General features: G+C 68.4%; 22 protein-coding genes, 1 other RNA gene and 1 pseudogene. 12 read left to right on the top strand and 12 right to left on the bottom strand.

Translation table 11 applies throughout. From position 1 onward, the window contains the following. Positions 1–39 precede the first annotated feature (39 nt). A pseudogene (locus tag BN996_RS02210) lies at positions 40–2,609 on the bottom strand (PAS domain S-box protein). A 204-nt stretch (positions 2,610–2,813) separates the two neighbouring features. Between BN996_RS02210 and BN996_RS02205 the strand changes: the two are divergent. Then, positions 2,814–3,299: a PaaI family thioesterase gene (locus tag BN996_RS02205; RefSeq protein WP_089776969.1), complete on the top strand. Its 486-nt coding sequence runs from the start codon at positions 2,814–2,816 to the stop codon at positions 3,297–3,299. A gap of 95 nt (positions 3,300–3,394) precedes the next feature. Here BN996_RS02205 and BN996_RS02200 read toward each other — a convergent pair whose 3' ends face one another. Further along, a complete protein-coding gene (locus BN996_RS02200; RefSeq protein WP_089776968.1) occupies positions 3,395–3,967 on the bottom strand; it encodes a cysteine hydrolase family protein in 573 nt (190 codons plus the stop codon). A 145-nt stretch (positions 3,968–4,112) separates the two neighbouring features. Here BN996_RS02200 and BN996_RS02195 point away from each other — a divergent pair, with 145 nt between their 5' ends. From BN996_RS02195 to BN996_RS02180, 4 genes are all read left to right on the top strand, one after another. Beyond that, positions 4,113–5,546: an Hvo_1808 family surface protein gene (locus BN996_RS02195; protein WP_089776967.1), complete on the top strand. Its 1,434-nt coding sequence runs from the start codon at positions 4,113–4,115 to the stop codon at positions 5,544–5,546. A 45-nt stretch (positions 5,547–5,591) separates the two neighbouring features. After that, a complete protein-coding gene (locus BN996_RS02190) occupies positions 5,592–7,019 on the top strand; it encodes an Hvo_1808 family surface protein (protein WP_089776966.1) in 1,428 nt (475 codons plus the stop codon). A 37-nt stretch (positions 7,020–7,056) separates the two neighbouring features. Continuing rightward, entirely contained in the window at positions 7,057–7,377 is a 321-nt protein-coding gene (locus tag BN996_RS02185) for a DUF7979 domain-containing protein (RefSeq protein WP_089776965.1), read from the top strand. A 77-nt stretch (positions 7,378–7,454) separates the two neighbouring features. Beyond that, the gene (locus tag BN996_RS02180) at positions 7,455–8,612 is read left to right on the top strand and encodes a nicotinate phosphoribosyltransferase (RefSeq protein WP_089776964.1); all 1,158 of its coding nucleotides are present in this window, start codon (positions 7,455–7,457) and stop codon (positions 8,610–8,612) included. Between the two features lie 89 nt (positions 8,613–8,701). Here BN996_RS02180 and BN996_RS02175 read toward each other — a convergent pair whose 3' ends face one another. Continuing rightward, a complete protein-coding gene (locus tag BN996_RS02175) occupies positions 8,702–9,304 on the bottom strand; it encodes a TIGR00296 family protein (protein WP_004041686.1) in 603 nt (200 codons plus the stop codon). A gap of 150 nt (positions 9,305–9,454) precedes the next feature. Here BN996_RS02175 and rnpB point away from each other — a divergent pair. The 4 genes from rnpB (at position 9,455) to BN996_RS02155 (ending at position 12,982) form a co-directional block, all read left to right on the top strand. Further along, an RNA gene (gene rnpB, locus BN996_RS02170) (RNase P RNA component) lies at positions 9,455–9,885 on the top strand. A 79-nt stretch (positions 9,886–9,964) separates the two neighbouring features. Then, on the top strand, positions 9,965–11,095 hold the full coding sequence (locus BN996_RS02165) for a zinc metalloprotease (protein WP_089776963.1): 1,131 nt from the start codon (positions 9,965–9,967) through the stop codon (positions 11,093–11,095). Between the two features lie 105 nt (positions 11,096–11,200). Beyond that, positions 11,201–11,512, top strand: coding sequence for a WNWW family protein (locus BN996_RS02160; RefSeq protein ID WP_058566260.1), 312 nt, complete (start codon positions 11,201–11,203; stop codon positions 11,510–11,512). A gap of 237 nt (positions 11,513–11,749) precedes the next feature. After that, positions 11,750–12,982, top strand: coding sequence for a digeranylgeranylglycerophospholipid reductase (locus BN996_RS02155; protein ID WP_089776962.1), 1,233 nt, complete (start codon positions 11,750–11,752; stop codon positions 12,980–12,982). A gap of 86 nt (positions 12,983–13,068) precedes the next feature. Here BN996_RS02155 and BN996_RS02150 read toward each other — a convergent pair whose 3' ends face one another. Then, complete coding sequence (locus tag BN996_RS02150) at positions 13,069–13,449, bottom strand: DUF8152 family protein (protein WP_193310918.1); 381 nt, start codon at positions 13,447–13,449, stop codon at positions 13,069–13,071. Positions 13,450–13,550: 101 nt separating this feature from the next. On the opposite strand from BN996_RS02150, the gene BN996_RS02145 reads away from it, so the two are divergent. Then, on the top strand, positions 13,551–14,783 hold the full coding sequence (locus BN996_RS02145) for an MBL fold metallo-hydrolase (protein WP_089776961.1): 1,233 nt from the start codon (positions 13,551–13,553) through the stop codon (positions 14,781–14,783). Between the two features lie 61 nt (positions 14,784–14,844). Here BN996_RS02145 and BN996_RS19950 read toward each other — a convergent pair whose 3' ends face one another. Together BN996_RS19950 and BN996_RS02140 are read right to left on the bottom strand one after the other, a co-directional pair. After that, a complete protein-coding gene (locus tag BN996_RS19950) occupies positions 14,845–14,991 on the bottom strand; it encodes a hypothetical protein (protein WP_167344089.1) in 147 nt (48 codons plus the stop codon). A 136-nt stretch (positions 14,992–15,127) separates the two neighbouring features. Further along, the gene (locus tag BN996_RS02140; RefSeq protein ID WP_089777297.1) at positions 15,128–15,502 is read right to left on the bottom strand and encodes an SHOCT domain-containing protein; all 375 of its coding nucleotides are present in this window, start codon (positions 15,500–15,502) and stop codon (positions 15,128–15,130) included. Positions 15,503–15,743: 241 nt separating this feature from the next. On the opposite strand from BN996_RS02140, the gene BN996_RS02135 reads away from it, so the two are divergent. After that, positions 15,744–17,852 (top strand): PAS domain-containing sensor histidine kinase, encoded by a 2,109-nt coding sequence (locus BN996_RS02135; protein ID WP_089776960.1) that lies wholly within the window; start codon positions 15,744–15,746, stop codon positions 17,850–17,852. A 13-nt stretch (positions 17,853–17,865) separates the two neighbouring features. Here the strand turns inward: BN996_RS02135 and BN996_RS02130 are convergent, their stop codons facing one another. Beyond that, entirely contained in the window at positions 17,866–18,141 is a 276-nt protein-coding gene (locus tag BN996_RS02130; protein WP_089776959.1) for a DUF7967 family protein, read from the bottom strand. 44 nt (positions 18,142–18,185) lie between these two features. Next, positions 18,186–18,674 carry an Lrp/AsnC family transcriptional regulator gene (locus BN996_RS02125; RefSeq protein WP_004041677.1) on the bottom strand — a complete coding sequence of 163 codons (489 nt, stop codon included), beginning with the start codon at positions 18,672–18,674 and terminating at the stop codon, positions 18,186–18,188. A gap of 202 nt (positions 18,675–18,876) precedes the next feature. On the opposite strand from BN996_RS02125, the gene BN996_RS02120 reads away from it, so the two are divergent. Next, positions 18,877–19,824, top strand: coding sequence for a DMT family transporter (locus BN996_RS02120; protein WP_089776958.1), 948 nt, complete (start codon positions 18,877–18,879; stop codon positions 19,822–19,824). A 99-nt stretch (positions 19,825–19,923) separates the two neighbouring features. Here the strand turns inward: BN996_RS02120 and BN996_RS02115 are convergent, their stop codons facing one another. The 4 genes from BN996_RS02115 to BN996_RS02100 form a co-directional block, all read right to left on the bottom strand. Continuing rightward, entirely contained in the window at positions 19,924–20,346 is a 423-nt protein-coding gene (locus BN996_RS02115) for an ester cyclase (RefSeq protein ID WP_089776957.1), read from the bottom strand. Between the two features lie 170 nt (positions 20,347–20,516). After that, complete coding sequence (locus tag BN996_RS02110; RefSeq protein ID WP_089776956.1) at positions 20,517–21,437, bottom strand: DMT family transporter; 921 nt, start codon at positions 21,435–21,437, stop codon at positions 20,517–20,519. 319 nt (positions 21,438–21,756) lie between these two features. Continuing rightward, positions 21,757–22,041 carry a DUF6360 family protein gene (locus BN996_RS02105; protein WP_008574757.1) on the bottom strand — a complete coding sequence of 95 codons (285 nt, stop codon included), beginning with the start codon at positions 22,039–22,041 and terminating at the stop codon, positions 21,757–21,759. 126 nt (positions 22,042–22,167) lie between these two features. After that, positions 22,168–23,946, bottom strand: a complete 1,779-nt coding sequence (locus BN996_RS02100; protein ID WP_089776955.1) for a nitrite/sulfite reductase — start codon at positions 23,944–23,946, stop codon at positions 22,168–22,170. Positions 23,947–23,955: the final 9 nt, after the last annotated feature.

Raw genomic sequence — 23,955 nt, 5'->3', positions numbered from 1 at the left:
GGCGGTGTTCGGGAGCGTCGGCGACGGCGTTCGAGGTTGTCAGTGGTCGCTCTCCGTCGTGATTTCGAAGCGCGCGCCGCCGTCGTCGCTCTCGACGAACCAGACGCTCCAGCCGTGGGCGTTCACGACGCTCATGACGACGCTGAGGCCGAACCCCGTCCCCTCGGAGCTCGTGGTGTAGCCCGCCTCGAAGATGCGGGGCCGCTCGTCCGGCGGAATCCCCGGACCGTCGTCCGCGACGTAGAATCCGTCGCGGTCGCCGAGGGGGCCGACGCGGACGGTCACGTCGTCGCCGCCGTGGCGGACCGCGTTCGAAAAGAGGTTTTCGAGGAGCTGTCTGAGCCGCCCGCGGTGGGCGTCGACCGCGACGTCGCCGTCGACAGCGAGGGTCGCCTCCGGCGCGCCGCCTCGGCGACGGGACGGAGCGGCAGCCGCTCTGCCGCCTCGACCATCTGGCCGTTCCGCGCGAGCGCCAGCACGTCCTCGACGATAGCGGCCATCCGCTCGTGGGCGTCGGCGACGCGGTCCAACTCGTCGCCGCCGTACTGCTCGCGGGCGAGGTCGAGATAGCCCATCGCCGCGTTGAGCGGGTTCTTGAGGTCGTGGGAGACGACCGACGCGAACGATTCGAGCTGTTCGTTCTGGCTGGCGAGTTCGCGCTCGCGCTTCCGCAGGAGTCGCTCGCGTTCGACCCGGTCCAAGACGGCACGGGTGTTCGCGGCCAGCACCTTCGCCAGCGCGATGCGCTGGTCGGCCAGCTCACCCTCGTCGAGCGAGGCGACGAAGAACACGCCGTGGTCGGGAATCGGGACGATGAGCTCCTCTCTGACCCCGGCGTCGCGGACGGCCCGCCGAGGGTTCGAGTCCACGTCCCGGTAGAGGTTGTGCTCGCCGCGCTCGAACACCTCCCACGTCAGGCCGGTCCCCCGCGGAATCGGCGGCACGTCGCCGAACACCGCCCACGCCTCGTCGGTGAACGCCGCCGGGACGAGCGCGTCCAGCGACTCGTCGTACAGGAGGACGCCGCTGATCGCGTAGTCGAGGATTTCGGTGGCGGCCTCGCGGACGATGTCGGCGACCTCCTCGCGGCTCGTCGCCCCCGTCAGCCGTCGGGTCGACGCGTGGAGCGCGTTGAGCCGCTGTTCGTACCGCTTTCGCTCCGTGACGTCCGTCGAGATGGCGACCGCGCCCACGACCTCGCCGTCGTCGCCGACGATGGGCGAGACGGTGAACTCGACCACGTACACTTCTTCCGGGAGCGACAGCTCGATTTCGAAGCGCTCGCGCTCGCTCTCGCCGCCGAGGACGGCGTCGAGGGCGGCCTCGGCGCGCTCGTACTGGTCGGCGGCGAGATAGCCGGCGTCGCACAGCGCGGAGACGTGCCGGCCGACGAACGCCGACATGGGGATGTTCGTCCGCGACAGCGCGGCCTCGTTGATGAACTGGACGACACCCGCCTCGTCGACCACGTACGCGCCCTGTCCGATGCTCTCGACGATGGTCTCGTAGCGCTTGAGCCGCTGTTCGTAGCTCCGCTGTTCGGTCACGTTCCGCGAGGTGACGACGAACCCGTCGACCGAGGTATCCGTCTGGTTGCTCCCCACGGATTCGAGCCACGTCCACGACCCCTCGGCGTTCCGGTGACGGTAGCGGACGGGGTCGGTCCCGTCGGCTCCGGTCTGGAGCGCGCGCTCGAAAACCTCCTCGACGTCCTCCCAGTCGTCGGGGTGAATCAGGTCGGAGACGGACCTCCCGACCAGTTCGCCGGGCTCGAAGCCGAGCACGTCGGCGACCGAGGGGCTCTGGTACCTGATTCGCCCGTCGGTCCCGACGAGGGTGACGAGGTCCCGAGCCAGCTCCACGAGGCCGCGGAACCGCGCCTCCGTGGCCCGCTGTTCGGTCACGTCGCGCACCGAGACGAGGACCCCGTAGGAGCCGTGATACTCGATTTCCCTGACGTTCGCCGAACACTCGCGGGTATTGCCGTCGGCGTCGACGATGCGTGTCTCGTAGCTCACGGGGGCGTCGCCGCCCCGCCGCCGCGTCGCGGCGATGGCGGCGGCCCGCTCGCGGTCGTCGGAGTGGACGACGCTCAACACCGGCGTCTCGGCGAGTTCACCGTCGCTCAGGCCGGTGAGTTCGGTCAGCCGGCGGTTCCAAAAGCGGAACTCGCCGCCCTGCGTGACGAAGATGGCGTCGTGGCTCTGTTCGACGACGGTCCGATACAGCGAGTCCGAGTTCCGGTCGCTCGACGCCCACCGTGAGAACTCGATGACTCGTTCGACTCGCGCGGCGACCGAGTCGGCCGCCGCCGGCACTTCCGGTTCGTCGAGGGCGATGGCACCGCCGCCGTGGGCCGACTCACCGGCGCTCGCGGTCCCGTCGCCGACGAGGAAAAACACCGGGACCACGCCGGCCCGGCCGCGGACGCGGGAGACGAACCCGGTGTCGACGTCGCCGCAGAGGACGACGCCGCCGACTCCGCCGTCGAGGACGTCGAACACTGCGTCCGGTCCCGCGCACGACTCTGTTGTGAACCCGCGTCGCTCGACAGCCTCGACGAGGTCGTCGGGGCACTCGTCGACGAGAACGACGCGGGAATCGCTCATACCCGTACCAGTCCGGGAACGTGTATATACTTCACGCGGTTCCGGTGTGACGACTTCCCGCTCGCTTCGCCCGTGAGAATTCCGTCGGGTCCACTCGGCTCGGCCTCATTCCCCCGACGACTTCCCGCTCGCTTCGCTCGCGGGAATCCCGTCGGGGTGTCACCGACCGTCGGTTACATACTATCTGACATACTCGTTCGTGATATGACCGACGACTTTCCCGCCGAGGCCGCGGCCATCGTCCAGCGACACATCGAGGACGAACACGGCTACCTGTCGTGGCTCGACACCAGCGTCGACGCCATCGAGCGCGGCCGCATCGTGATGACCATCCCGTACGACGAGAAGCTCACCAACACCGTGTCGCCGCCCACCATCCACGGCGGCATCGCGGCGACGCTCATCGACACCGCGGGCGGCATCGCCCTCCGGACGATGCTCGACGACCCGGTCGCCGGCGGCGTCGCCACCATCAACCTCAACGTGAACTACCTGCGGCGGGCGTCGGGCGACCTGACGGCGGTCGCGGAGGTGGTCCGCGCGGGCGGGTCGGTCGGCGTGAGCACTATCACCGTCGTCAGCACCGACCCCGAGGAGGACGCCGACGTGGCCGCCCGACAGTCGCCGTCGAGCGACTGGGACGACGCCGTCGCAACCGGACAGGGCGCGTATCGGCTCTTTCGGGACTGAACCGCGGTCGGGTCGGGTCGGGTCGGGGACGGGGCTGAGGTGGATGCCGGGGCCGAATCAGCGGTCGCGGTCCGACCGCGTCCTGCCGCCCCCGGCTACTCGAACGCCACGTCCGCGAGCGTCGTCGTCTCGCCGAACAGCCAGTCGGCGTGATCGACGGCGTACTCCTTGTGTCCTTCCTCGATGTAGCCGAGCGCGTCGGCGACGAGAATCGGTCGGTAGTCCCGCAGGCCCGCGCTTCCGGCGGTGTGGAGGACGCAGACGTTCGCCAGCGTGCCGCAGATGAGCAGGTCGTCCACGCCGTGGCTGTCGAGCCAGCCCTCCAACTGCGTTTGGTGGAACGCGTCGTAGGTGTGCTTCTCGACGACGAGGTCCTCGTCGCGCACGTCGAGGTCGCCGTGGAGGTCGGCGTCCCACGTCCCCTCGACGACGTGTTCCCCCCAGCGCTCGAACTCGTCGTAGTAGTGGTTGCCGTCGAACTGCTCCGGCGGGTGGACGTCGCGGGTGTAGACGACGCGCGCGCCGGCGTCGCGGGCGGCGGCGACGAGCTCCGTGACGGGGCCGACCGCGGATTCGCTCCCCGGCGCGAACAGGCTCCCGTCGGGGTGACAAAAGCCGTTCTGCATATCGACGACGACCACCGCGGTTCGCTTCGGGTCGAGTGCCATGTGCGTGGGTTGCGCCGGGACGACCAAAACAGTACGCCGGTCAGATTCGACCCGCCCGACGCGACCGGCCCGAACCGCATCGCGGTCCGCCGGTTCGACGCCCGAACCCGACAAGGTACTTCACTCCGGAGTCTAAGGGTACGATATGCGAACCACCGGTCTCCGCGCCGTTTTCGCCGCCGTGCTCTTGGTTCTCGCCGGCTGTGCCGCCCCCACGGCCGCGCCCGGCGGCGACGCGTCGCCCGCGACCCCCGACCCGGACAGAGACGGCTTCGACGACCCCGACCAGGACGTGCTCGGCTGGGAGAACGGCTACTGGTACGACGAACCCATCGCGGTCGACCAGTCCGACGGCCTGAACGACTCCGAGATGGAAGCGTACGTCGCCCGCGGGATGGCCCGCGTCGAGCACATCCGACAGCTGGAGTTCGACGAGCGCGTCCCCGTCAGCGTCATCTCCCGCGACGAATACCGGAGCGCCAACGCCGGCGGCTCCGGCTCGCCCGACTCCGAGTTCAACCGCTGGAACGACCAAGTGTGGGAGGCGCTTTTCATCGCCGGTGAGTCGACCACGAGCGCGAACGCCATCTCGGCGACGACCGGGAGTTCGGTCCTCGGCTTCTACTCGCCGTCCGACGGCGAAATCAAGGTCGTCACCGACTCACCGGGCGAGCCGACCATCGACAACGCCACGCTCGTCCACGAACTGGTCCACGCCGTACAGGACCAGCGGTTCGACCTGACCGACGCCCGCTTCCGCAGCGAGACGCAGGACGGCGACCTCGCCACCGACGGCATCATCGAGGGCGACGCCAGCTACGTCGAACGACAGTACAGCGAGCGGTGCGCGGCCGGGACGTGGGACTGCGTCGTCACGCCCGACACCGAAAACAGCCGCGGCGGCAGCCCGAACCTCGGCGTCCTGATCACCATCTACCAGCCGTACTCCGACGGCCCGGTGTACGTCCACGACCTCTACGAGCGGGGCGGCTGGGCGGCCGTCAACGACGCCCTGCGCGACCCGCCGGCGTCCACCGAACAGACCATCCACGTGACCGACGAGTCGCCGCGTCCCGTCTCCTTCGCCGACGAGGGGACGAACGGCTGGACCACCTTCCCCGACCAGGGTGTCGAGGGCTCCGACACGGTCGGCGAGGCGTCTATCTTCTCGATGTTCTGGTATCAGGCCCGCACGTCCGGCGCGGAGACCGTCCGCGTCCAGTCCATCCTCGACACGGACTCGCGGTACGACACGTACAACTACGACGCCGCGCCGTCGAACGGCTGGGCGAACGACCGCCTGTTCCCCTACCGTAACGCGGCCGGCGCGGACACCGAGTACGGCTACGTCTGGGTGACCGAGTGGGACACCGACGGCGACGCGCGGGAGTTCCGCGACGCCTACCTGAACATCCTCAGCGCCCACGACGCCGCCCGGCGGGACGACGGCGTCTACGTCGTCGAGGACGGCCCGTTCAACGACGCCTTCCGGGTCGTCCGCACGGGCGACCGCGTCGTCGTCGTCAACGGGCCGACGCCCGCCGACGTGGACGAGATTCGGCCGGGGCTCGCGTCGTAACCCCCACGCCGAGGCGCTTTTTCCCCTCCCGCCCGTGGACTCGCTATGAACCGCCGCCTCGCCGCCGTTCTCTCTGCAGTTCTGCTCGTCGTCGCCGGCTGTGCCGCCCCCGTCGCCGACCCGGGCGCCGCGGGGGACGACTCGGACGCCGCGGTCGGGGCCGCGGACCCGGCCGCCGACTGGTCGTGGCCCGACGACCCGCCGACCGACCGACTGGGCTGGGAGAACGGCTACTGGTACAACGAGTCCATCGCGGTCGACCAGTCCGACGGACTGAACGACTCCGAGATGGAGGTGTTCGTCGCCCGCACGATGGCCCGCGTCGAGGTCGTCCGCGGACTCGAATTCGAGGAGTCCGTGCCGGTCGAGGTCGTCTCGCGCGCCGAGTACCGAAACGAGTCCGACGAGTCGACCGACCCGGTCCACGGCGACTGGAACGACCAGGTGTGGGAGGCGCTGTTGCTGGTCGGCGAGGACCGGACCATCGACGAGGTGTTCGACGAGCTGTACGGCGGCGTGGTGCTCGGCTACTACTCCACCTCCGAGGACCGCATCGTCGTCGTGAGCAACGACGCCCAACCGACCATCGACCGGCAGACGCTCGCCCACGAACTGGTCCACGCCGCACAGGACCAGCAGTTCGGTCTGGGCGGTTCCCCGTCGACGCAGGACGCCCAACTCGCCCACAGCGGGCTGGTCGAAGGCGACGCCCGCTACGTCGACCGCCTGTACGAGGCCCGCTGCGAGGCCGACTGGGACTGCGTTTCCCGCCCGTCGAGCAGTGGGTCGGGCGGCGGGGCGGTCGACTATCCGGTCTTCCTCGTCATCTACACGCCCTACAGCGAGGGGCCGACGTTCGTCTCGGACCTGCGCGAGCGGGGCGGCTGGGCGGCCGTCGACGACGCCTACGCGACCCGCCCCACCTCGACCGAGCAGGTGCTCCACCCGAACCGATACCCCGACGAGCGCCCGGTCGAGGTGACGGTCGAAGACCGCTCGTCGGCCGCGTGGACGCGCTACGACACCGACCCCGTCGCCGACGCGGTCGGCGAGGCGTCCATCTTCGCGACGTTCTGGAAGCACCGCGCCGTCGACCGGGCGAGCCTCCAACAGGACCCCGGCGCGTACTCGCCGTACAACTACACGGCCGACCCCTCCGAGGGCTGGGCCGGCGACGCGGTGGTTCCCTACCGCCCGGCGTCGGACGAGACCTACGAGGCGAACCCCCACGAGCGCGGCTACGTCTGGCGGACGGTCTGGGACACCGAGGCGGACGCCGAGCAGTTCGAGCGGGCGTACGTGAACGACACGCTCCGACTCTCCCTCGACGCGTCGGCCGCGGGCGAGGACACCTACCGCGTTGACGACGGCCCCTTCGCGGACGCCTACCGGGTGACGAGAGACGGCGACACGGTCACCGTCGTCAACGCGCCGACGGTGGAACAGTTGGACGAGGTTCACCAGCGAAGCTAGGGGAAAGTACTTGTGAATCGGCTGACAGTTGCTCCGTATGCCCAGCCAACTCGGTCGCTTCGCGCTCGTCGCCTCCTTGCTCGTCCTGTCCGTCGCGGCCTTCCTCTTCGTCACTGGGTCGCTCGTTCCGTGGTCGAACAGTTGCCCGCCGCAACTCGACGTGGACCCGGCCGACGACGTTCCCGCCGACGCGGAGATAGTCGCCTACGAGTCGCTCACGCCCGCCGAACGGGCCGCCTTCGACGACGCGCTGGCCGCTGAATCGATGATTTCGCTCGAAGACCGGCCGTGGTCGCCGGGCACCGGGTACGTCCGGAAGAACGGGACGGTCTACTTCGCGGCCGTCGCCGTCTGCTGACCCGTTGAAGAGAATTCGTCTTCGACGCACGTGACCGATTATACACCTTTTTCATCGGCCGGGTGGAATCCGCGCCAATGAGTGACTTCGATATCGTCGGTCCCGAGGCCATCCGCGACGGCGTCGCGACCGACGCCTACTTCGAGCGGACCGAGGCGACCCTCCGGCACGCGGGCAAGAACCCCCGCGTCGTCGCCGAGGTGACGGCCGACCAGTTCCCCGACGGCGAGTTCGAGCTGTTCGCCGGCGTGAAGGACGCCGCGGAACTGCTCTCCGGCCGCGATATCGACGTCGACGCGATGCCCGAGGGCACGCTGTTCGACGGCGGCCCCGTGATGCGAATCGAGGGCGACTATCTGGAGTTCGCCCGACTCGAAACCTCGCTTCTGGGCTTCCTCTCGCACGCGTCGGGCTGTGCGACGGCCGCCCTCGAAGCCCGCTCGGCGGCCCCCGACTCGACGGTGCTGTCGTTCGGCGCGCGGCACGTCCACCCCGCCATCGCCGCGATGGTCGAGCGGAGCGCCCTCGTGGCCGGCCTCGACGGCTTCTCGCACGTCGCCGCCGGCGAGATTCTCGGGAAGGAGGCGTCGGGGACGATGCCCCACGCACTGCTCATCGCCTTCGGGCGCGGCCATCAGGCCGAGGCGTTCCGCGCGTTCGACGAGGCGGTCGCCGAGGACGTGCCGCGGGTCGCCCTCTGTGACACCTACGGCGACGAGACCGAGGAGGTGCTACAGGCGGTCGAGGCGCTCGGCGACGACCTCGACAGCGTCCGCCTCGACACCACCTCCTCGCGGCGGGGCGACTTCCGCCACATCGTCCGCGAGGTCCGCTGGGAGCTCGACGCCCGCGGCCACGAGGACGTGGGCATCTTCGTGAGCGGCGGTCTCGGCCCGGCCGAACTCCGCCACCTCCGCGACGTGGTCGAGGGATTCGGCGTCGGCGGCTACATCTCGAACGCCAATCCGGTCGACTTCGCGCTCGACATCGTCGAGGTCGACGGCGAACCGGCGGCCAAGCGGGGCAAGCTCTCGGGCGTCAAAGAGGTCTACCGCACGGCCGACGGCGGCCACCACGTCGGCCTCCGCGGGCGGCCCGGCCCGACCGACGGCGAGGCGCTCCTCGAACCGCTCGTCCGAGACGGCGAGGTCGTCTCGGCGTTCGACTTCGACATCGACGCGGCCGCGACGCGGGCCAAGGAAGACGCCGAGCGCGTCGGCTTCGGCGACGAGTAAGCGCGTTCTCGTTCTGCGGCGGCGCTCGGGGCCGTCGCTCGTCAGTTCGGTTCTCTCCCCCCAAGGAGTCGAGTCGTCGCCGCGACGACTTACAGCGCTTCGACGCTCCCGCCGTCGTCGCGCTCGCGGAAGACCTGCCCTTCGAACAGGGTAATCATCGTGTCGTCGTCCTGCCACGCCAGCGGCGACAGGCCGGCTTTGCGGCAGGCGTTCGTGAGGAACTCCTCTTTCGACCAGCCGAGTTCGACGGGCAGCGTCGGGTACATCCAGCCGTGGGTGCCGCCGGCGTCGATGGCGATTCCGTGGGTGCCGAGTTCGATGTCTGCGACTGGGTCGTTAGTCAGCGTGTAATTGTTGACGATACAAACAGAGATGTTCAGATTCGGGAGTTCGGGCGCTTCGATTTCGGTCTGGCACGAGTCGCCCGAGGCGGCCTTTATCGCCGCGTCGACGATCGCATGACCGAGTTGGTCTTTCCCCCGATACGCGCCCGCACAGCCCCGAAGTCGACCCCGCCCCCGTGTCGACTTGATGCGAACGAACGCCCCGGTTCGGGCGTAAAACGCGTCGCGCATGCTGCCCGGTTGTTCTCTCTGTCCGTGAAGAACGTACGATTCGACCGATTCCCGCGCTAGTTCGACCGCCCGCGCCCCATCATCGTAGGTGAGGTGTACGGTCTGCGCCTCGGACATACTACCATTCAAGTCCTGTGGTGACTTCAACGCTTCCCTCGAATGTTATCCCGCTGTTATGTGGTTTCGTTGCGATATAACGTGCGGCTAAACTCCGGTAGGACCCGGTTAATCGAACCGCTTATCCGACCGACCGGACTAGGGTAGGTCGGCAGAGAGAGCCCAGTTCCCGTGCCCGAGACGGGCATGAGGAAAGTCCCCCCACCGTCCGAACGGGTGACCGGGCGCAAGCCCGGAGTCGGAGACGGCTGGCGCTGGAACAGAAACGAGACCGCTCGACCCGACCGATGATGCGCGCGCGACGGCCACGCCGTCGCCGGCGCGGACGGTTTCACCGTCCGCGAGCGAACCGACCCGTAAGGGGAGGGAGTTAACCCGCAGAGGGAGAGATGGCTTCCGCCATCGCCGACGGTCGAGAACGGATGGAACGGCGAATCCTCACCGGTGCAAGTCCGCGCCGCGAAGGTAGTTCGGACGGCGCGTCGGGTTCGCCCGTCGTGCCCTCGGGGCTCGCCCCGAGAAGGACGCGGACGCTGAGCCGAATGCTGGGACGAACAGAAGGGGGCTTACTCCTCTCAGCCGCTTTCGAACCCCGAGCGACCGCTCCGTCGGTCGCCGCGTCGGGAAACGCTCTTGACCGTCCGCCACCGCAGTCTCGGTATGCGCGGTTCGACTCTCCTCGTCGCGGCGCTCGTCGTCCTCGCCGGCTGTGCCGCGCCGGTGCCGACCGGAAACGACGCGACGACAGCGACGACCGCCACGTCCGCGGCCTCGCCCTCGACCACCGACTCGGCGACCGCTGCGACCGCGACACCGGCGACTTCGCCTCCCCCCACGACCGCGACCGCGACCGCCACGCCCACCGCGTCGCCGACGTCCGAACCGACAACGACGTTCACGCCCGCGTCCGGATACGGGCCGTGGGGGTCCGACCCCGTCGTGGTCGCCGTCGAAGCGCCCGACGACGACCGCGACTACGCCGCGTTCGTGAGCGAGGCGACGGCGTACTGGGAGGTGAACGACTCGCGCTACCTCGGGTACGAAGTCGACTACGAGGTCGACGCCGACGCCCGCGACCCGGACGTCGTGGTCCGCTTTACCGACACCGTCCCGGAGTGCAGCGGACAGGACGACGCGGCCGGCTGCGCGCCGTATCTCACCGACGCGCGACAGATCGACCGCCCCGAAACCGTCTACATCCGCACCGGATACGGCGACGACTCGACGGTGAACATCGTCAAACACGAACTCGGTCACACCCTCGGACTCGCTCACGGCGACGAGCCCGCGGAGCTGATGAACGCCACGGGTATCCTCTACACGCTCCCGCAGACGAACGCGACCGAGAAGGCGTTCCCGTGGGACGACCCGAACTTCACGGTCTACGTCGACGACGCGAACGCCTCGGACCCCGACGCGGCCCGCGAGCAGATTCGCCACGCCCTCGACTACTTCGAAGACGGCGCGCCGGGGATGCCCGACAACCTCACCTACACCTACGTGGACGACCCGGCGGACGCCGAGGTGCGCATCTCCTTCGCGGACACCTCGCCGTGCGCCGCGGGCGCGGCCTCCTGTGCCATCGCCGGCGGCTACGACCCCGACGGCGACGACGCCTTAGAGACCTACGGCGAGTATCGGGTCGTCCTCGTCGACCTCGACACCGAGGCCGTCGGCTGGCACGTCGGCTACTGGACCGCCCACTACCTCGGCGCGGAGGCCGACGACGACAAGCCCGAACCGTTCCGGAACGCGACGTACGGAGAGCGGCGGAGCGAGTGGTGGGCGTAGCGCGGTCACCGCGTCGCGCGTCGGGCGCGCGCTTCCGAAACCGCCGGTCTTGACCACCCCGAATCGGCCGAGTCCTTCTTTGGTACGGCCCGCGTAGACGTTGTCGTGATTCCCACCGACAGGCACGGCGACGCCCACCCCGCGTTCGACGAGGAGTCGTTCCGCGACGCGCTCGCCGAGTTCGGCGGCACCGACGCCGAACGCCGTGTCGTCGCCCGGCAGGCCCGCGACCTCGCCGACTCGGGGCAGGCCGAGGCCGACCGCGGCGCGCCGCTCACGGGCGACGAAATCGTGCGCAACATGCGCGACGCGCCCGAGGGCGGCCCCGCGACGCGCTGGAACTGGTGGCTCGGGGCGCTCGAAGCCGCCTACGGCGGCTACCGCGAGTTCCAAGTTCGCCGCATCCCGAAAGCCTGAGCGTCGCCCTCCGCCCGCTTTGCGGCCCTGTCGGTCGTCGGTTTCGCCGCGCTCCGGCGGCGCGGCACGCTCCCCGCTCGCCCGCAGCCTCCCGGGGATATCTGTCGCTTCTGAGCGGTCAGAACCCGCCGAGCGACCCGCGTTTTCCCCCGTTCAAAACCAAAGCAGATTACACGCTTGTTACAGAAGAGGTGTGTAACGCGTACGACCAACCCTACCGGTGATGCCTACTCTACAATGACAGACAACTACGACGTGATTATCGCGGGCGCGGGTCCCGCAGGTGGACAGGCGGCACGAGACCTCGCCGCCCGAGACTACGACGTGTGCGTCCTCGAAACCGAGTCCGAAGACGAGTTCCCCTCCAGGAGCAACAAATCGACCGCCGGGACGTTCCCGTCGACGATGGCCTCGTTCAACATCCCCGACGAGGTCGTGATGAACTTCACCGACGACGTCGTCCTGGAGTCCCCGAACAACCACTACCACCGGCATCAGCCCGGTGCGGTCCTCGAATTCGCCGACTTCAAGAACTGGCTCGTCGACGAGGCGGAGGCCGACGGCGCGGAGTACTTGTTCGACGCACGCGTCTCCAAACCCGTCATGGAGGGCGGCGAAATCGTCGGCGTCCGCTACAACGGCGACGAGGAGGTGTACGCCGACATCGTCATCGACGCCACCGGCCCGAGCGCGCCGCTCGCCAAGGCCCTCGACGTCTGCGACCTCCGCCGCGAGAAGCAGGCCATCGGCATCGAGTACGAGTTCGAGGGCATGGACCTCGCGCCCGACGGCTACGGCGACCTCACCGACGCGATGATGCTTCGGCTCGACCACGACATCGCGCCCGGCGGCTACTCGTGGATATTCCACACCGGCGGCGACACCGCGAAGGTCGGCGTCTGCTACATCCAAAACGAGGGGCACCGCCACAACGCCAAGTCGGGCTACACCATCGACGACTACCTCCAGTACTGGACCGAGTCCGACCCGCGCTTCGCGAACGCGGAGCGCATCGCGGGCAAACAGCACCGCGGCTCCGCGCACATCCAACTGCCGGGTCGCATGAGCACGGACAACTTCATGGCCATCGGTGACACGGTCCCGACCGTCGACCCGCTGTGGGGCGAGGGCATCGACAAGTGCATGCGCTCGGGCCGGGTCGCGGCCGCGACCGCCGACCGCGCGCTCACCAACTCCGACCGCGACACCTCGGCGTCCGAGCTCGCCGTCTACGACCAGCTGTGGCACGAGCGGGTCGCGCCGAAGGTGAAAAACCGGCTGTTCATGACGGAGATGCTCTACCGCGCCTCCAACGAGCGCTACGACAAACTGCTCGAAGACCTCCATCGCCTCCCGAACGAGCAGTTGGACGCCGCGAACGGCGGCAGTCCGCTCGCCATGTTCCGCATGCTCAAGTTCGAAGACCTCTCTATCCTCGCGTCCACCGCGCGAGACTGGTTCTCGGACTGAGGCCGCCGGTCGGCACGCGCGTCTCTCTCGGTCCCCCCGCGTCCCCGCTTCGTCTCTCTCCGTTCTCGTCTCTCTCGTCGAGCCGCTCACCCGGTTCTGTCGTCGTCGCTCCCACCGTCATCCCCACCGAGCGCCGCCAGCGCGTCGGCCAGCGCCGCCCGCGCCGATGCCACGTGTTCGTCCGCCGGTTCGTCTTCGGTTCCGTCGACGTTCGACAGCAGGCGTTCGACGTGGCCGAGTCGCGTCCGGACCACCTCGTCGTCCGGGAGCGGGCCGACCGCGAGGTCGCCCGCGACCGCCTCCGCCTCGCCGAGCCATCGGCTCGCGTCCTCGCGGACGGGCCGGGTCGCCGTCGCGGCGAGGCGGTCGTGGAGCGTCGTCACCAGTCGGTCGAGGTCGCCGCGGTCGGGTTCGGCGTCGGATTCGAGGTCGCCGTCGGCGTCGGAGTCAGGGTCGGAGCCGGTCACGCCTCGGGAGACGGCGGCCGGCCTGAAAAGCGTCGAGCCCGCGAGTCCGTCGGCCCGGCCGGACCGACGAGCAAAAGCCCCTCCGGTCGGTACTGCCGGCAATGAAACTCCAGTTCCTCGGCGGGGCCGAGGAGGTCGGGCGCAGCGCGATTCTCGTCAACGACTCGCTGCTGGTCGACTACGGGATGCTGACCGGGAACCCCCCGCAGTTCCCCGTCGGCTCCGTGGACCCCGACGCCGTCGTCGTCTCCCACGGCCACCTCGACCACGTCGGGACGGTCCCCTCGCTCCTGTCGGGCGACGACTGGCCGGCGGTCCACTGGACGCCGCCGACCGACGAACTCGCCCGGACCCTCGCGCGCGACACGCTCAAACTCCACGGCGGGAGCTACAACTGCCCGTTCACCGAGACGCACGTCCGGCGGATGACCCAGCAGTCGGCACACCACGACTACGGCGAGGCGTTCGAGGCCGCCGGCCACGAGGTCACGTTCTACAACGCGGGCCACATCCCCGGCAGCGCCCACGTCCTCGTCGACGACGGCGAGACGCGCCTGCTGTACACCGCCGACTTCCACACCGACGACCAGCGGTTGGTTTCGGGCACGACCGACCGCCCCGACGCCGACGTGGTCATCTGCGAATCAACGTACTCCGACGTGGAACACGACGACCGCGCGACCGTCGAGGAGCGCTTCGTCGAATCGGTGCGGACGACCGTCTGGGAGGGCGGCACCGTCGTCGTCCCCGCGTTCGCCATCGGCCGGACGCAGGAGATTCTCATGGTGCTCGACGCCCACGACATCGACTGCTACGTCGACGGCATGGGAATACGCGTGCTGAAGATGCTCGGAAACCACCCCGACTACGTCCGCGACGCGGCGGCGCTCAAGCGGGCGAAGTCGAACGCCCGAATCGTCTCGGGCCGGGACGGCCAGCGAAAGCGCATCGCTCGGCAGAACTCGGTCATCGTGACGACGAGCGGGATGCTCTCCGGCGGCCCGGCGATGACGTACATCCCCGAGATACGGGGCGACCCGACGAACAAAATCTGTCTCACCGGCTATCAGGTAGAGGGGACGCCGGGCAGGGAACTGGTCGAACGCGGCCGCTGCGAACTCAACGGCGGCGTCGTCCCGGTGGCCGCCCGCGCCGAGATGTACGACTTCTCCGCCCACGCCGACCGACACGGGCTCCTGTCGTTCCTCGACGACTACCGCGACGCGCCGGTGTTCGTGAACCACGGCGACCGCTGTGCGGCGTTCGCCGAGGAGCTACGCGCCGACGGCTACGAGGCCGCGGCTCCCGCAATCGGGGCGACGGTCGAGGTCTGAGCCGCGCGGCGGTCGGGGCGAATCGCCCCGCGGCGGCTGACGGAGCACCGGCCCTCGACGCTCAGACGCGGTCGTCGGCGTCGTCGTCGTCGGGCACCGCTATCGACCGACTCGCGGCGACGCACGCGGACACGCGGAGGCGGGTCCGCCGCGAGCCGAAGCGACCGACGAACGAGCGGAGCTTCCCACCGGACGAATCCGAACTCATACTTTTAGGTTGGCCTAAATAAATATAGTCGTTGCGGTCGGCGCGCGTCCGGTTCCCGGGAGGACCCCCGCGATAGCCCCCGGTCGAAGCCCTTCGTTTCGCCTGCAACGTTCTGACTGTCTCGGTTTCCGACGCGTCAGTCGCGTTCGAGTCGCTCGCGGCGGCGGTCGAACTCCTCGTCGTCGATGTCGCCGCGGGCGTAGGCCCGGCGGAGTTCGTCGAGCGCGCTGTCGCTCCCGTCGCGCAGGGCGCGGAACAGGAGGACGCCGCCGGCGACGACCACCGCGAGGACGAGCAGTTGGCCGAGGAGGCCCATCCCCCACATCCACCACGGGACGGTCCCGCCGGTCCCGCCGTGCATCCACGTGTCGTGCATCCAGCCGCCGCCCCACCCCATCGGCATGCCGCCGCCGAGGCCGGCCATCCCGAAGAGGGCGGGGAGCGCGAACAGCGCGACCAGCGCGAGCAGGACGATGCCCGCGAGTCGCGTCGAGTCGTTTGTCGTCGTCATGGTGTTCACCGAGGCGGCGGTGGCCGCCCCATAGATACCAGTACGCGCTCCACGTTTAGGTCGATTGTCGCTTCGAGCCTTCGACTCCAACGCCGTCAAAGATTAGATTTCCACGCTTTGCGCCGCCCGGAGGTTAGAATCTTCGGCGCGGTCGGACACGGCGTTCGCTCGGACAGCCGGTCGTGATTTTTTCCCGACAGCTGCCGGTTCATACTTGAACCCCGCTGTCCTTTTCGCCGGTATGCCTGGTCGGTTGCACGTCCTCGTCGTCAGCGAGGACGCCGCCGTTCGCGAGCGTCTCGCCGCCGAGCTTCCCGCCGCGGTCGGCGACGCGACGACCGAGGTCCGCGTCTCGACTGCCGACAGCCCCGGCGCGGTTCACGCGGTGCTCGAACGAAGTCGCATCGACTGCCTCGTCGTCTCGACCGAGGCCACCGACTCGGAGGGGCGACCGCTCGTCTCGAAGCTCCGCGTCGACGGCGTGCCGCTCGTCTCGTTCGAGCGGTCGGTCCCCGACGAACACGACCTCGACAACCTCGGGCACGTCGTCTACGACGCCGCCCGGAACACCGTCGGCTCGCTCGACCACCGCGCGCTCTTCGAGGCCGTCAACGTCGGGCTCGCGGTTCGAAACCTCGAAACGCTCGAACTCGTCGACATCAACCAACAGTACCTGGATATCCTCGGCATCGACCGCGCGTCGGTCATCGACACGAATCCGACGCACGTGACCGCGGACGTCCCCGGCTACGACGCCGAGCGCGCCTTCGACGAGGTCGAGACCGCCCGCGAGGAGGGCGGGTCCGTTTTCACGTGGCCCATCGAGAACGCCGCCGGCGACACCGTTTGGATTCGCGTCAGCCTCACCGTCGCCGAGATATCGGGCCGGGACCGACTCATCTCGACGGTCGAAGACGTGACGGCGGAGTGCCGCCGAGAGCGCGACCTCGAAGCGTTCCAGGGCGCGGTCGACGCCGTCGACGCCGGGGTCACCATCACGGAGGACGACCGACACGTGTACGTCAACGAGGCCGCGGCCGACATCTGCGGCTACCCGAACACCGAGGCGATGCTCGGGACGGGCTGGGGCAACCTCCACGACGAGGCGGAACTCGAACGGCTCAGAGAGACGATTCCGCCCGCGCTCGAAGCCGACGGGAAGTGGCAAGGCGAGGTGTCGATTCGCCGGCTCGACGACGAACTCGTTCCGGTTCGGTTCTCCATCACGTCTCTCGAAGGCGACCGGAACGTCATCGTCTTCCAGAGCCTCTCCGAGCAGAAGCTCCGCGAGGACGAACTCGAACGGAGCCGCGACTTCCTCGAACGCACCCAGCGCATCTCGAAGGTGGGCGGCTGGGAACTCGACCTCGTGACCGCCACGCTGGCGTGGACTGACCAGACCAAGCGCATCCACGCGGTGTCGCTCGACTACGAGCCGACGGTCGACGACGCCGTCGAGTTCTACGCCGCCGAGGAGCGAGACCGGGTCCGCGAACTGCTGGACCGCTGCCGGTCCGAGGGCGTCCCGTGGGAAGACGAGTTCCGACTGGTCACCGCCGAAGGGGCGGAGGTGTGGGTCCGCACCCGCGGCGAACCCGTCATCCGCGACGGGCGGGTGTCGTCGCTCAGGGGGACGATTCAGGACGTGACCGCCCGCCGCACCCGCGAGGACGAACTCGAACGGATGAACGCCGAACTGGAGGCGCTGAACCGCATCGTCCGCCACGACATCCGAAACGACATGGCCGTCGTCGTCGGCTGGGCGGAGCTCCTCCGAGAGCACGTCGACGAGGAGGGCGCGGACATCCTCTCGCGCATCCTCTCGACGGGTCGCCACACCACCGAGATAACCGAGGTCGCCCGCGACCTCATGGAGACGATGAGCGGCGGCGGCGTCGAGACTCGCCCGATGTCGCTCGCCAACGCCGTCGAGCGCGAACTCGCAGTCCGCCGCGAGGCGTTCCCCCGCGCGACGTTCGAGGTGGACGGCGAGATTCCGGACGTGGCGGTGCGCGCGAACCCGCTCATCGCGTCGGTGCTCGGCAACCTCCTCAACAACGCCGTCCAGCACAACGCCGACGACACCGTCGTCACCGTCTCGGCGACCGTGGACGACGACGCCCAGACGGCGCGCATCCGCATCGCCGACGACGGCTCGGGCATCCCCGACGCGCGGAAGTCGGTCGTCTTCGGCAAGGGCGAAAAGGGACTGGAGAGCACCGGCACCGGCCTCGGACTCTACCTCGTCAACCAACTGGTCGACTCGTTCGGCGGCGAGGTCCACTTCGAGGACAACGACCCGATGGGGGCGGTGGCCGTCGTCTCCATCCCGCTCGCGGCGGTCGCCTGAGCCGGCCGCCCTCTCAGACCGTGTCGGTCGGCTCGTGGGACTCGGCCATCTCGCTCGCGGCGGCCGCGTAGGCCTCTCTCGTCTCCTCGTCGCCGACGCGGCCCAGTTCGTCTTCGGGCACGTCGACGGCGGCGTAGGTGTCGCGCACGTCGGACTCGAAGCTCGTCAGCGAGCGCTCCTTCCGGTGGTAGCGCGTCCCGTCGGGGGTCGCGTACACGAGGATGATGATGTTCTGTTCGTCGTCGGAGTAGGTCCGTTCGACCAGCCACGTTCGCACGTCGTTCGACATGGTCGGTAGTACGTGACCAACCGTGATACGCTCCCGGGCGACTGTCAGTCCTCGATGCCCAACTCGTCGAGGAGCGTCTCCAGCGTGTAGCTCTGGAGCGCCCGGTGGCTGTCGCGCATCGAGGAGATGACGAACGTCGAGTTCGTTCGCTCGACCTCCGGCGTCGCCTCGAAGTCGCTGATGAGGCGCTCCACGCGGTCGGAGTCCGCGAGGTGGGCGACGACGATGAAGTCCGTCTCACCCATCGTGAAGTAGAGCTGTGTGACGCCCTCTATCTCCAGCAGTTTGTTCCCGACTTCCTCGTACGACCCGCTGTAGTCCGCCAGCACTTCCACGACCACGGTGACGCCGAGTCCGAACGCCTCTAAGTCGATGTCGTAGAGGTCGTTTTCGATGACGCCGTCGTCCTTCAGGTTGTTCAGGCGGTAGTGGATGGTCGACACGGGGATGTCCGTCGCTTCGTGTAGCTTCTCGGGACTGCCCGTCCCGAGGTCCGCGATGGCCTTCAACAGGCGCACGTCGCGTTCGTCCATACCCTCCCGTTGCGGTCGGTGAGGTAAGTCCTTGTTCTGTCCGCCGTTTTCGCCACCTCTCGAATCCAATCGAACTATCACGAATTATACGTCGTTTGATACAGTAAAACACAGAAAATATATTCTAAACTCCAACTCAATCTGGTTCTCTTGTAGAAGACTTTAACACGGTGGGTCTCTGAGAGATGAAACAGATTCGACTATGACGCGAACCACTTGGACAAACATTCCGACGACGCCCCTGCTTTTCGTCGCGCTCGCGGCGATGTGGGGCACCTCGTTCGTCGCCATCGAGGTCGGCTTGGAGTTCTTCCCGACGCTCTCTTTCGCCGCGCTCCGCTACGAACTCGCCGGCCTCGTGATGCTGGCGTACGCCCTCTACTCGACCGACCGCTGGCGGCCGGAGACGAGAGACGAACTGCTCGCGACCGCCATCGGCGCGGTGTTCATCATCGCCGCCCACCACGGCCTGCTGTACCTCGGACAGGAACACGTCCCCGGCGCGGTGGCCTCCATCATCATCAGCCTCTCGCCTATCCTGACCGCCGTCTTCGCCTCGTTCGTCCTCACCGAGGGGTCGCTGGGGAGGACCGCCACGGTCGGACTGCTCGCCGGCTTCGCCGGCGTCGTCCTCGTCGCCGACCCCGTCTCTGCGTTCTCCGGCTCGGCCGGGTCGACGCAGGGGCTCGGCATCGTCCTCATCTTCCTCGCCGCGGTGTCGTTCGCGCTCGGCGCGGTCCTCACCCGCCCGCTCCGGACCGACCTCCCGGTCCAGTCGATGCAGGCGTGGGCGATGCTCGGCGGCGGCGTCCTGCTCCACGGCTGGGCGCTCGCCAACGGCGAGTCGCTTTCGGCCATCGAACTCGCCCCCGCCGGCATCGCGTCGTTCCTCTACCTGACGCTCGTCTCCGGCGCGGTGGCGTTCCTCCTCTACTTCGAACTGTTGGACCGCCTCGGCCCGACCGAACTCAACCTCATCGGCTACGTCGAACCCGTGGTCGCGGCGCTCATGAGTTGGGCGCTCCTCGGCCACGTCATCGACGCGACGGCGCTCGTCGGCTTCGGAGCCATCTTCTTCGGCTTCGCGGCGATGAAAAAGGAGACGCTGGTGTCCGTCGCCGTCGCGGTCCGGCGACGGGTCGCCGCGTAGGTTCGGCTTCGGTCTGCCGTCTCCGCTTCACGTTCTGTTGCACTCCGTTGACCCGGAGCGCACCCGAGTGAGAGGGTCCGGTGGCTGTCTGCCGCGGTCTCACTCTTCGAGGAAGCCGAGCTGCTCGGCGATCTCCCGCGGGTCGTAGTACATCCGTTCTTCCCGTATCTCGCCGTCCGCGATGACGAACTTCGACATCCCCCTGTGTTCGAACGTGCGGCCGGTCGGGGGGAGCCCGTTGAACTCCCCTTCGTGCGTGCCTGTCCCCGTCCACTCGGTCATGACTATCTCCTCGCCTTCGAGCGCGGCCTCGGGGGTGATCGTGAAGTCGGGGAACGCGGTTCGAAGTTGACGAACGTACGCTTCGAAGGCGTCCGGCCCGCGCACTTCGCCGCCCGGAGCGCTCGGTTCGTAGGCCACGAACGAATCGGAGAGCACGTCTATCTTCGAGAACTCCCCGTGCCACAGCGCGAGGTAGTCACTCATGGGCTGTTCGTGTTTGGTTACGGTGGTCTCGGTCATGGTTCTAGTCGACCGACCTATACTTCGTGCCGAAACGATATACCGTTGTCAGGTAACTCCCGACCTGCGAGAACCGCCTTCGCTCGACTGCGGGCGACCGATACGCGCCTTCTGTTCAGCAGGGTCTCGACAACCCGTCAGCGACCGAGAATTTCAGAGAGCCAGTACTCTCACTCCGCTTCGGCGGGGACGCTCCCCCGGAGACCGACCACCCGGGCCACGCTGTCGCGCTGGACGAGGACGAACCCCGAGAGGATGACGCCGAAGCCGAGGACGGTCGCCGGCGAGACGGACTCGCCGAGGAACGCCCAGCCGGTGACGGTGGCGACGACCGGCATCGCGTAGGCGACGAGGTTGCCGCGGACCGGGCCGGCCTCCGCGAGGAGCGCGAAGTAGACCGGGTAGGCCGCGGCGGTCGCGGGCATGCCGACGTAGAGAATCGCGGCGACGAGTTCCGGCGACCACGCGACCTGCGCGACCGACTCGCCGAGACCGAGGCTCGCGGCGTGGATGCCGACGGCGGCGGCCGCCATCGCCCACGCGGTCTGCGGGAGCGTCCCGATAGAGGGTCCGACGCGCTTGAGCAGGACGGTCCCGAAGGCGACCGACAGCGCCGAACAGACGATGAGCGCCTGTCCGACGCTCCCGCCGCCGAGGACGCTCTGGGGGCCGACGATGACGACGACGCCGACGAGTCCGAGCAGGATGCCGGCGGCGTCGACCGCCGAGATGCGCGCGTCGTCGAGGAGCAGGACGGCGAACACCGGGGAGGCGACGGGCATGATGCTGTACATGACCGCCGCCGCGCCGGTCGTCGCGTGCTGCTGGCCGAGGAACAGGAACACGTTGTTCGCCCCGAGGACGAACGCGGCGCTGGCGAGGATGCCGAGGGCGTCGGCGCGGGTCCGCGGGAGCCAGTAACCGCCGCGGACGGCGACGAGCGTCAGGAGGACGACGGCGGCGACGTCGACGCGGAAGGCGGCGAACAGCACCGGGGGCACCGAGCCGATGGCGGCCTTGATGCCGACGAAGGAGGTGCCGAACAGCGCCGCGGCCGCGACGAAGAGGACGAGGGTCCGGTGACGGCTCACGCCACCACCCCCCGCGCTGTGGCCGGCGTTCGATTCGCCGGGCGGGCGCGGGAGGTGGAGTGCGGTCGACGCTCGGTGCGTGGACGGCGTAGAGGCGTCGTCTGTATCACAACACATCCTGCGACTTCCGAAGGCATATGTCTAACGATTGGTCTCGTTGCAGTACGAATAGACAGTTCGAGTTACGGTTTACCACGATTCGTTGAGTAAACTGGGTTAGAAGTTGTCACGGGTGTTGTTGCCACGAACCGCCGGGCTCCCGCGGCCGGCCGCGCCGCTCGGAGCCGTCGAACCGTCGTCGAAAATCGGGAGACTGCGGTCAGTCGCGCTGTTCGGCTTCGACGCGGTCGGCGTGCTTTTCGAGGTCGGCCGCGAGCGTCCGGGCCTCCTCGGGCGACAGCGTTAGCTTGTCCGCGTGCGGCGCGAGCGCGTCGAGCTGCGTCCAGTCGAGTTCGAGTTCGAGGGTAATCTCGTCGGGGTGCTTCCGCGGCGAGGTGACGTTGCACACGGCGAACGCCGACTCCTCGAAGTCGTGGCCCGTCGCCGACGCGTCGACGAGGTCCAGCGTCGTGTAGGCGTTGACCTTCAGGATTCGGTCTGGCATCTGTGAGTAGTGTTCGGTGTCGTCGTAAATAGGTAGCGCGGCGGAGTCGTCACCGGCGCGGACCGGCGTCGGAATCCGGCGACGAACGCGGCGGTCGCGGTCGGTCACCGGCCGAAAACGGTCGGCTCAGTCGTCGCTCGGGATGGGCGTGCCGTCGGCCCGGGTCGGCGCGGGACTCGCGTCCATCGAGTCGTCGTCGGCGTAGGGGTACCACGTGCGCTTCGTGTTGTGCATCATCGGGTCCTCGTAGCTGGTCTCCTCGGGTTCGACCAGTTCGGCGAGGTCCTCTTCGTCCGTCCGCGCGACGAACTCGCGGAACGTCTCGTCGCCCTCGCGGCGCTCCTCGAAGTTGGCGAGCAGGTTCTTGATTGCGCCCGGCACCTCGTCGACGGGGACGCGCTGGGTGACCCACTCGGCGAAGTTCGGGTTCTCGCCGAGGCCGCCGCCGAGGCCGATGTCGAGCGCCTCGACCGGGTCCCCGTTTTTGCGGGTCTTCATGCCGCGGAGGCTGATGTCCGCGATCTGCGGCTGGGCGCAGGAGGCCGTACAGCCCGAGAGGTGGATGTGGAAGTCCTCGACGCCCGCGGGGAGTTCGACGTTCTCCTTGAGCCAGCGGGCGTAGCGGACCTGCCGGTTCTTCGTCTCCACGATGGAGAGCGAACAGAACTCGGTGCCCGTACAGGCGATGGAGCCGCGCATGAACGGGTGGGGGTCGGGCGAGTAGTGGTCGAGGAGGTCCTCGTCCTGCAGCGCGTCGAGCTTCTCCTCGGGAACGTCGGTGATGATGACGTTCTGGCGCTGGGTGACGCGAATCTCGCCGGAGCCGTACTCGTCGGCGACGCGGGCGAGCTCCTTCGTCTCGTCGACGCCCATGCGACCGACGAGGACGTTGAGGCCGACGTAGTAGTTGCCGTCGGCCTGCTCGTGGATACCGACGTGGTCGGAGTGGCCGCCGTCGGCGTAGCCGGAGTTGTAGGAGTACTCCGAGCGCAGGTCGTCGCCGGCGGTCTCCAGTTCGAAGTCGACGAACTCCTCTTGGAGGACGTCGCGGAACTTCTCCGCGCCCCACTCGTCCATCAGGAACTTGATGCGGGCGTTGTAGCGGTTGTCGCGGTCGCCGTTCTCGCGGAACAGCGCGGAGATGGCTCCCGACACCTCGGGGGCCTGCTCGGGCGTCACGAACACGTCGATGTCGCGGGCGAGCCGCGGTTCGTTACGCGAGAGGCCGCCGCCGATGCGGATGTTGAAGCCCTTCGTCTCCTCGCCGTCGATTTCCTTCGTTGCGGGTTCGAGCGCGAGGTCGTTGATGTCGCCCTGTCCGCAGCCCTCGCGGCAGCCGGTGACGGAGACCTTCCACTTGCGCGGGAGGTTCGAGTGGTCGTCGTTCCCCTTGAACGTCTCGTTGAGCTCCATCGCGACGGGAAGCGCGTCGACGTGCTCGTGTTTGTCCTTGCCGGCGACGGGACAGCCGACGATGTTCCGCCACGAGTCACCGCAGGCCTGCTGGGTCGACAGACCGACCGATTCGAGCTTGTCGAAGATTTCCGGGATGTCCTCCAGCTTAATCCAGTGGAGCTGAATCGACTGGCGGGTCGTCCAGTCGACGTAGCCGTTGCCGAAGATGGGGTTTTCGGCCGGGCCGCGGGCGTACTCGTCGGCGACTTCCGCGACGACTTCGGTCTGACCGGGCGTCAGCACGCCGTTCGGCGTCCCGATGCGCATCATGAAGTAGCTCTCTTGGCCGTTGCGCTGGTGGTACAGCCCCCACCATTTGAAGCGCTCGAACCAGGCGTCTCGCTCGTCTTCCGGGATGGTGTCCCAGCCCTGCTCGGCGAATTCGAGCAGGTGCTCTCGTATCTCGTTACCGTAGACCTCCGACTTCCAGCGTTCGACGTCCGTGGGCATTCGTATGAA

It is taken from the genome of Haloferax massiliensis (genome assembly GCF_001368915.1).
GTDB lineage: Archaea > Halobacteriota > Halobacteria > Halobacteriales > Haloferacaceae > Haloferax > Haloferax massiliensis.
The sequence above is the reverse complement of the archived record's forward strand: the minus strand, read 5'-3'. Positions and strand labels throughout refer to the sequence as shown.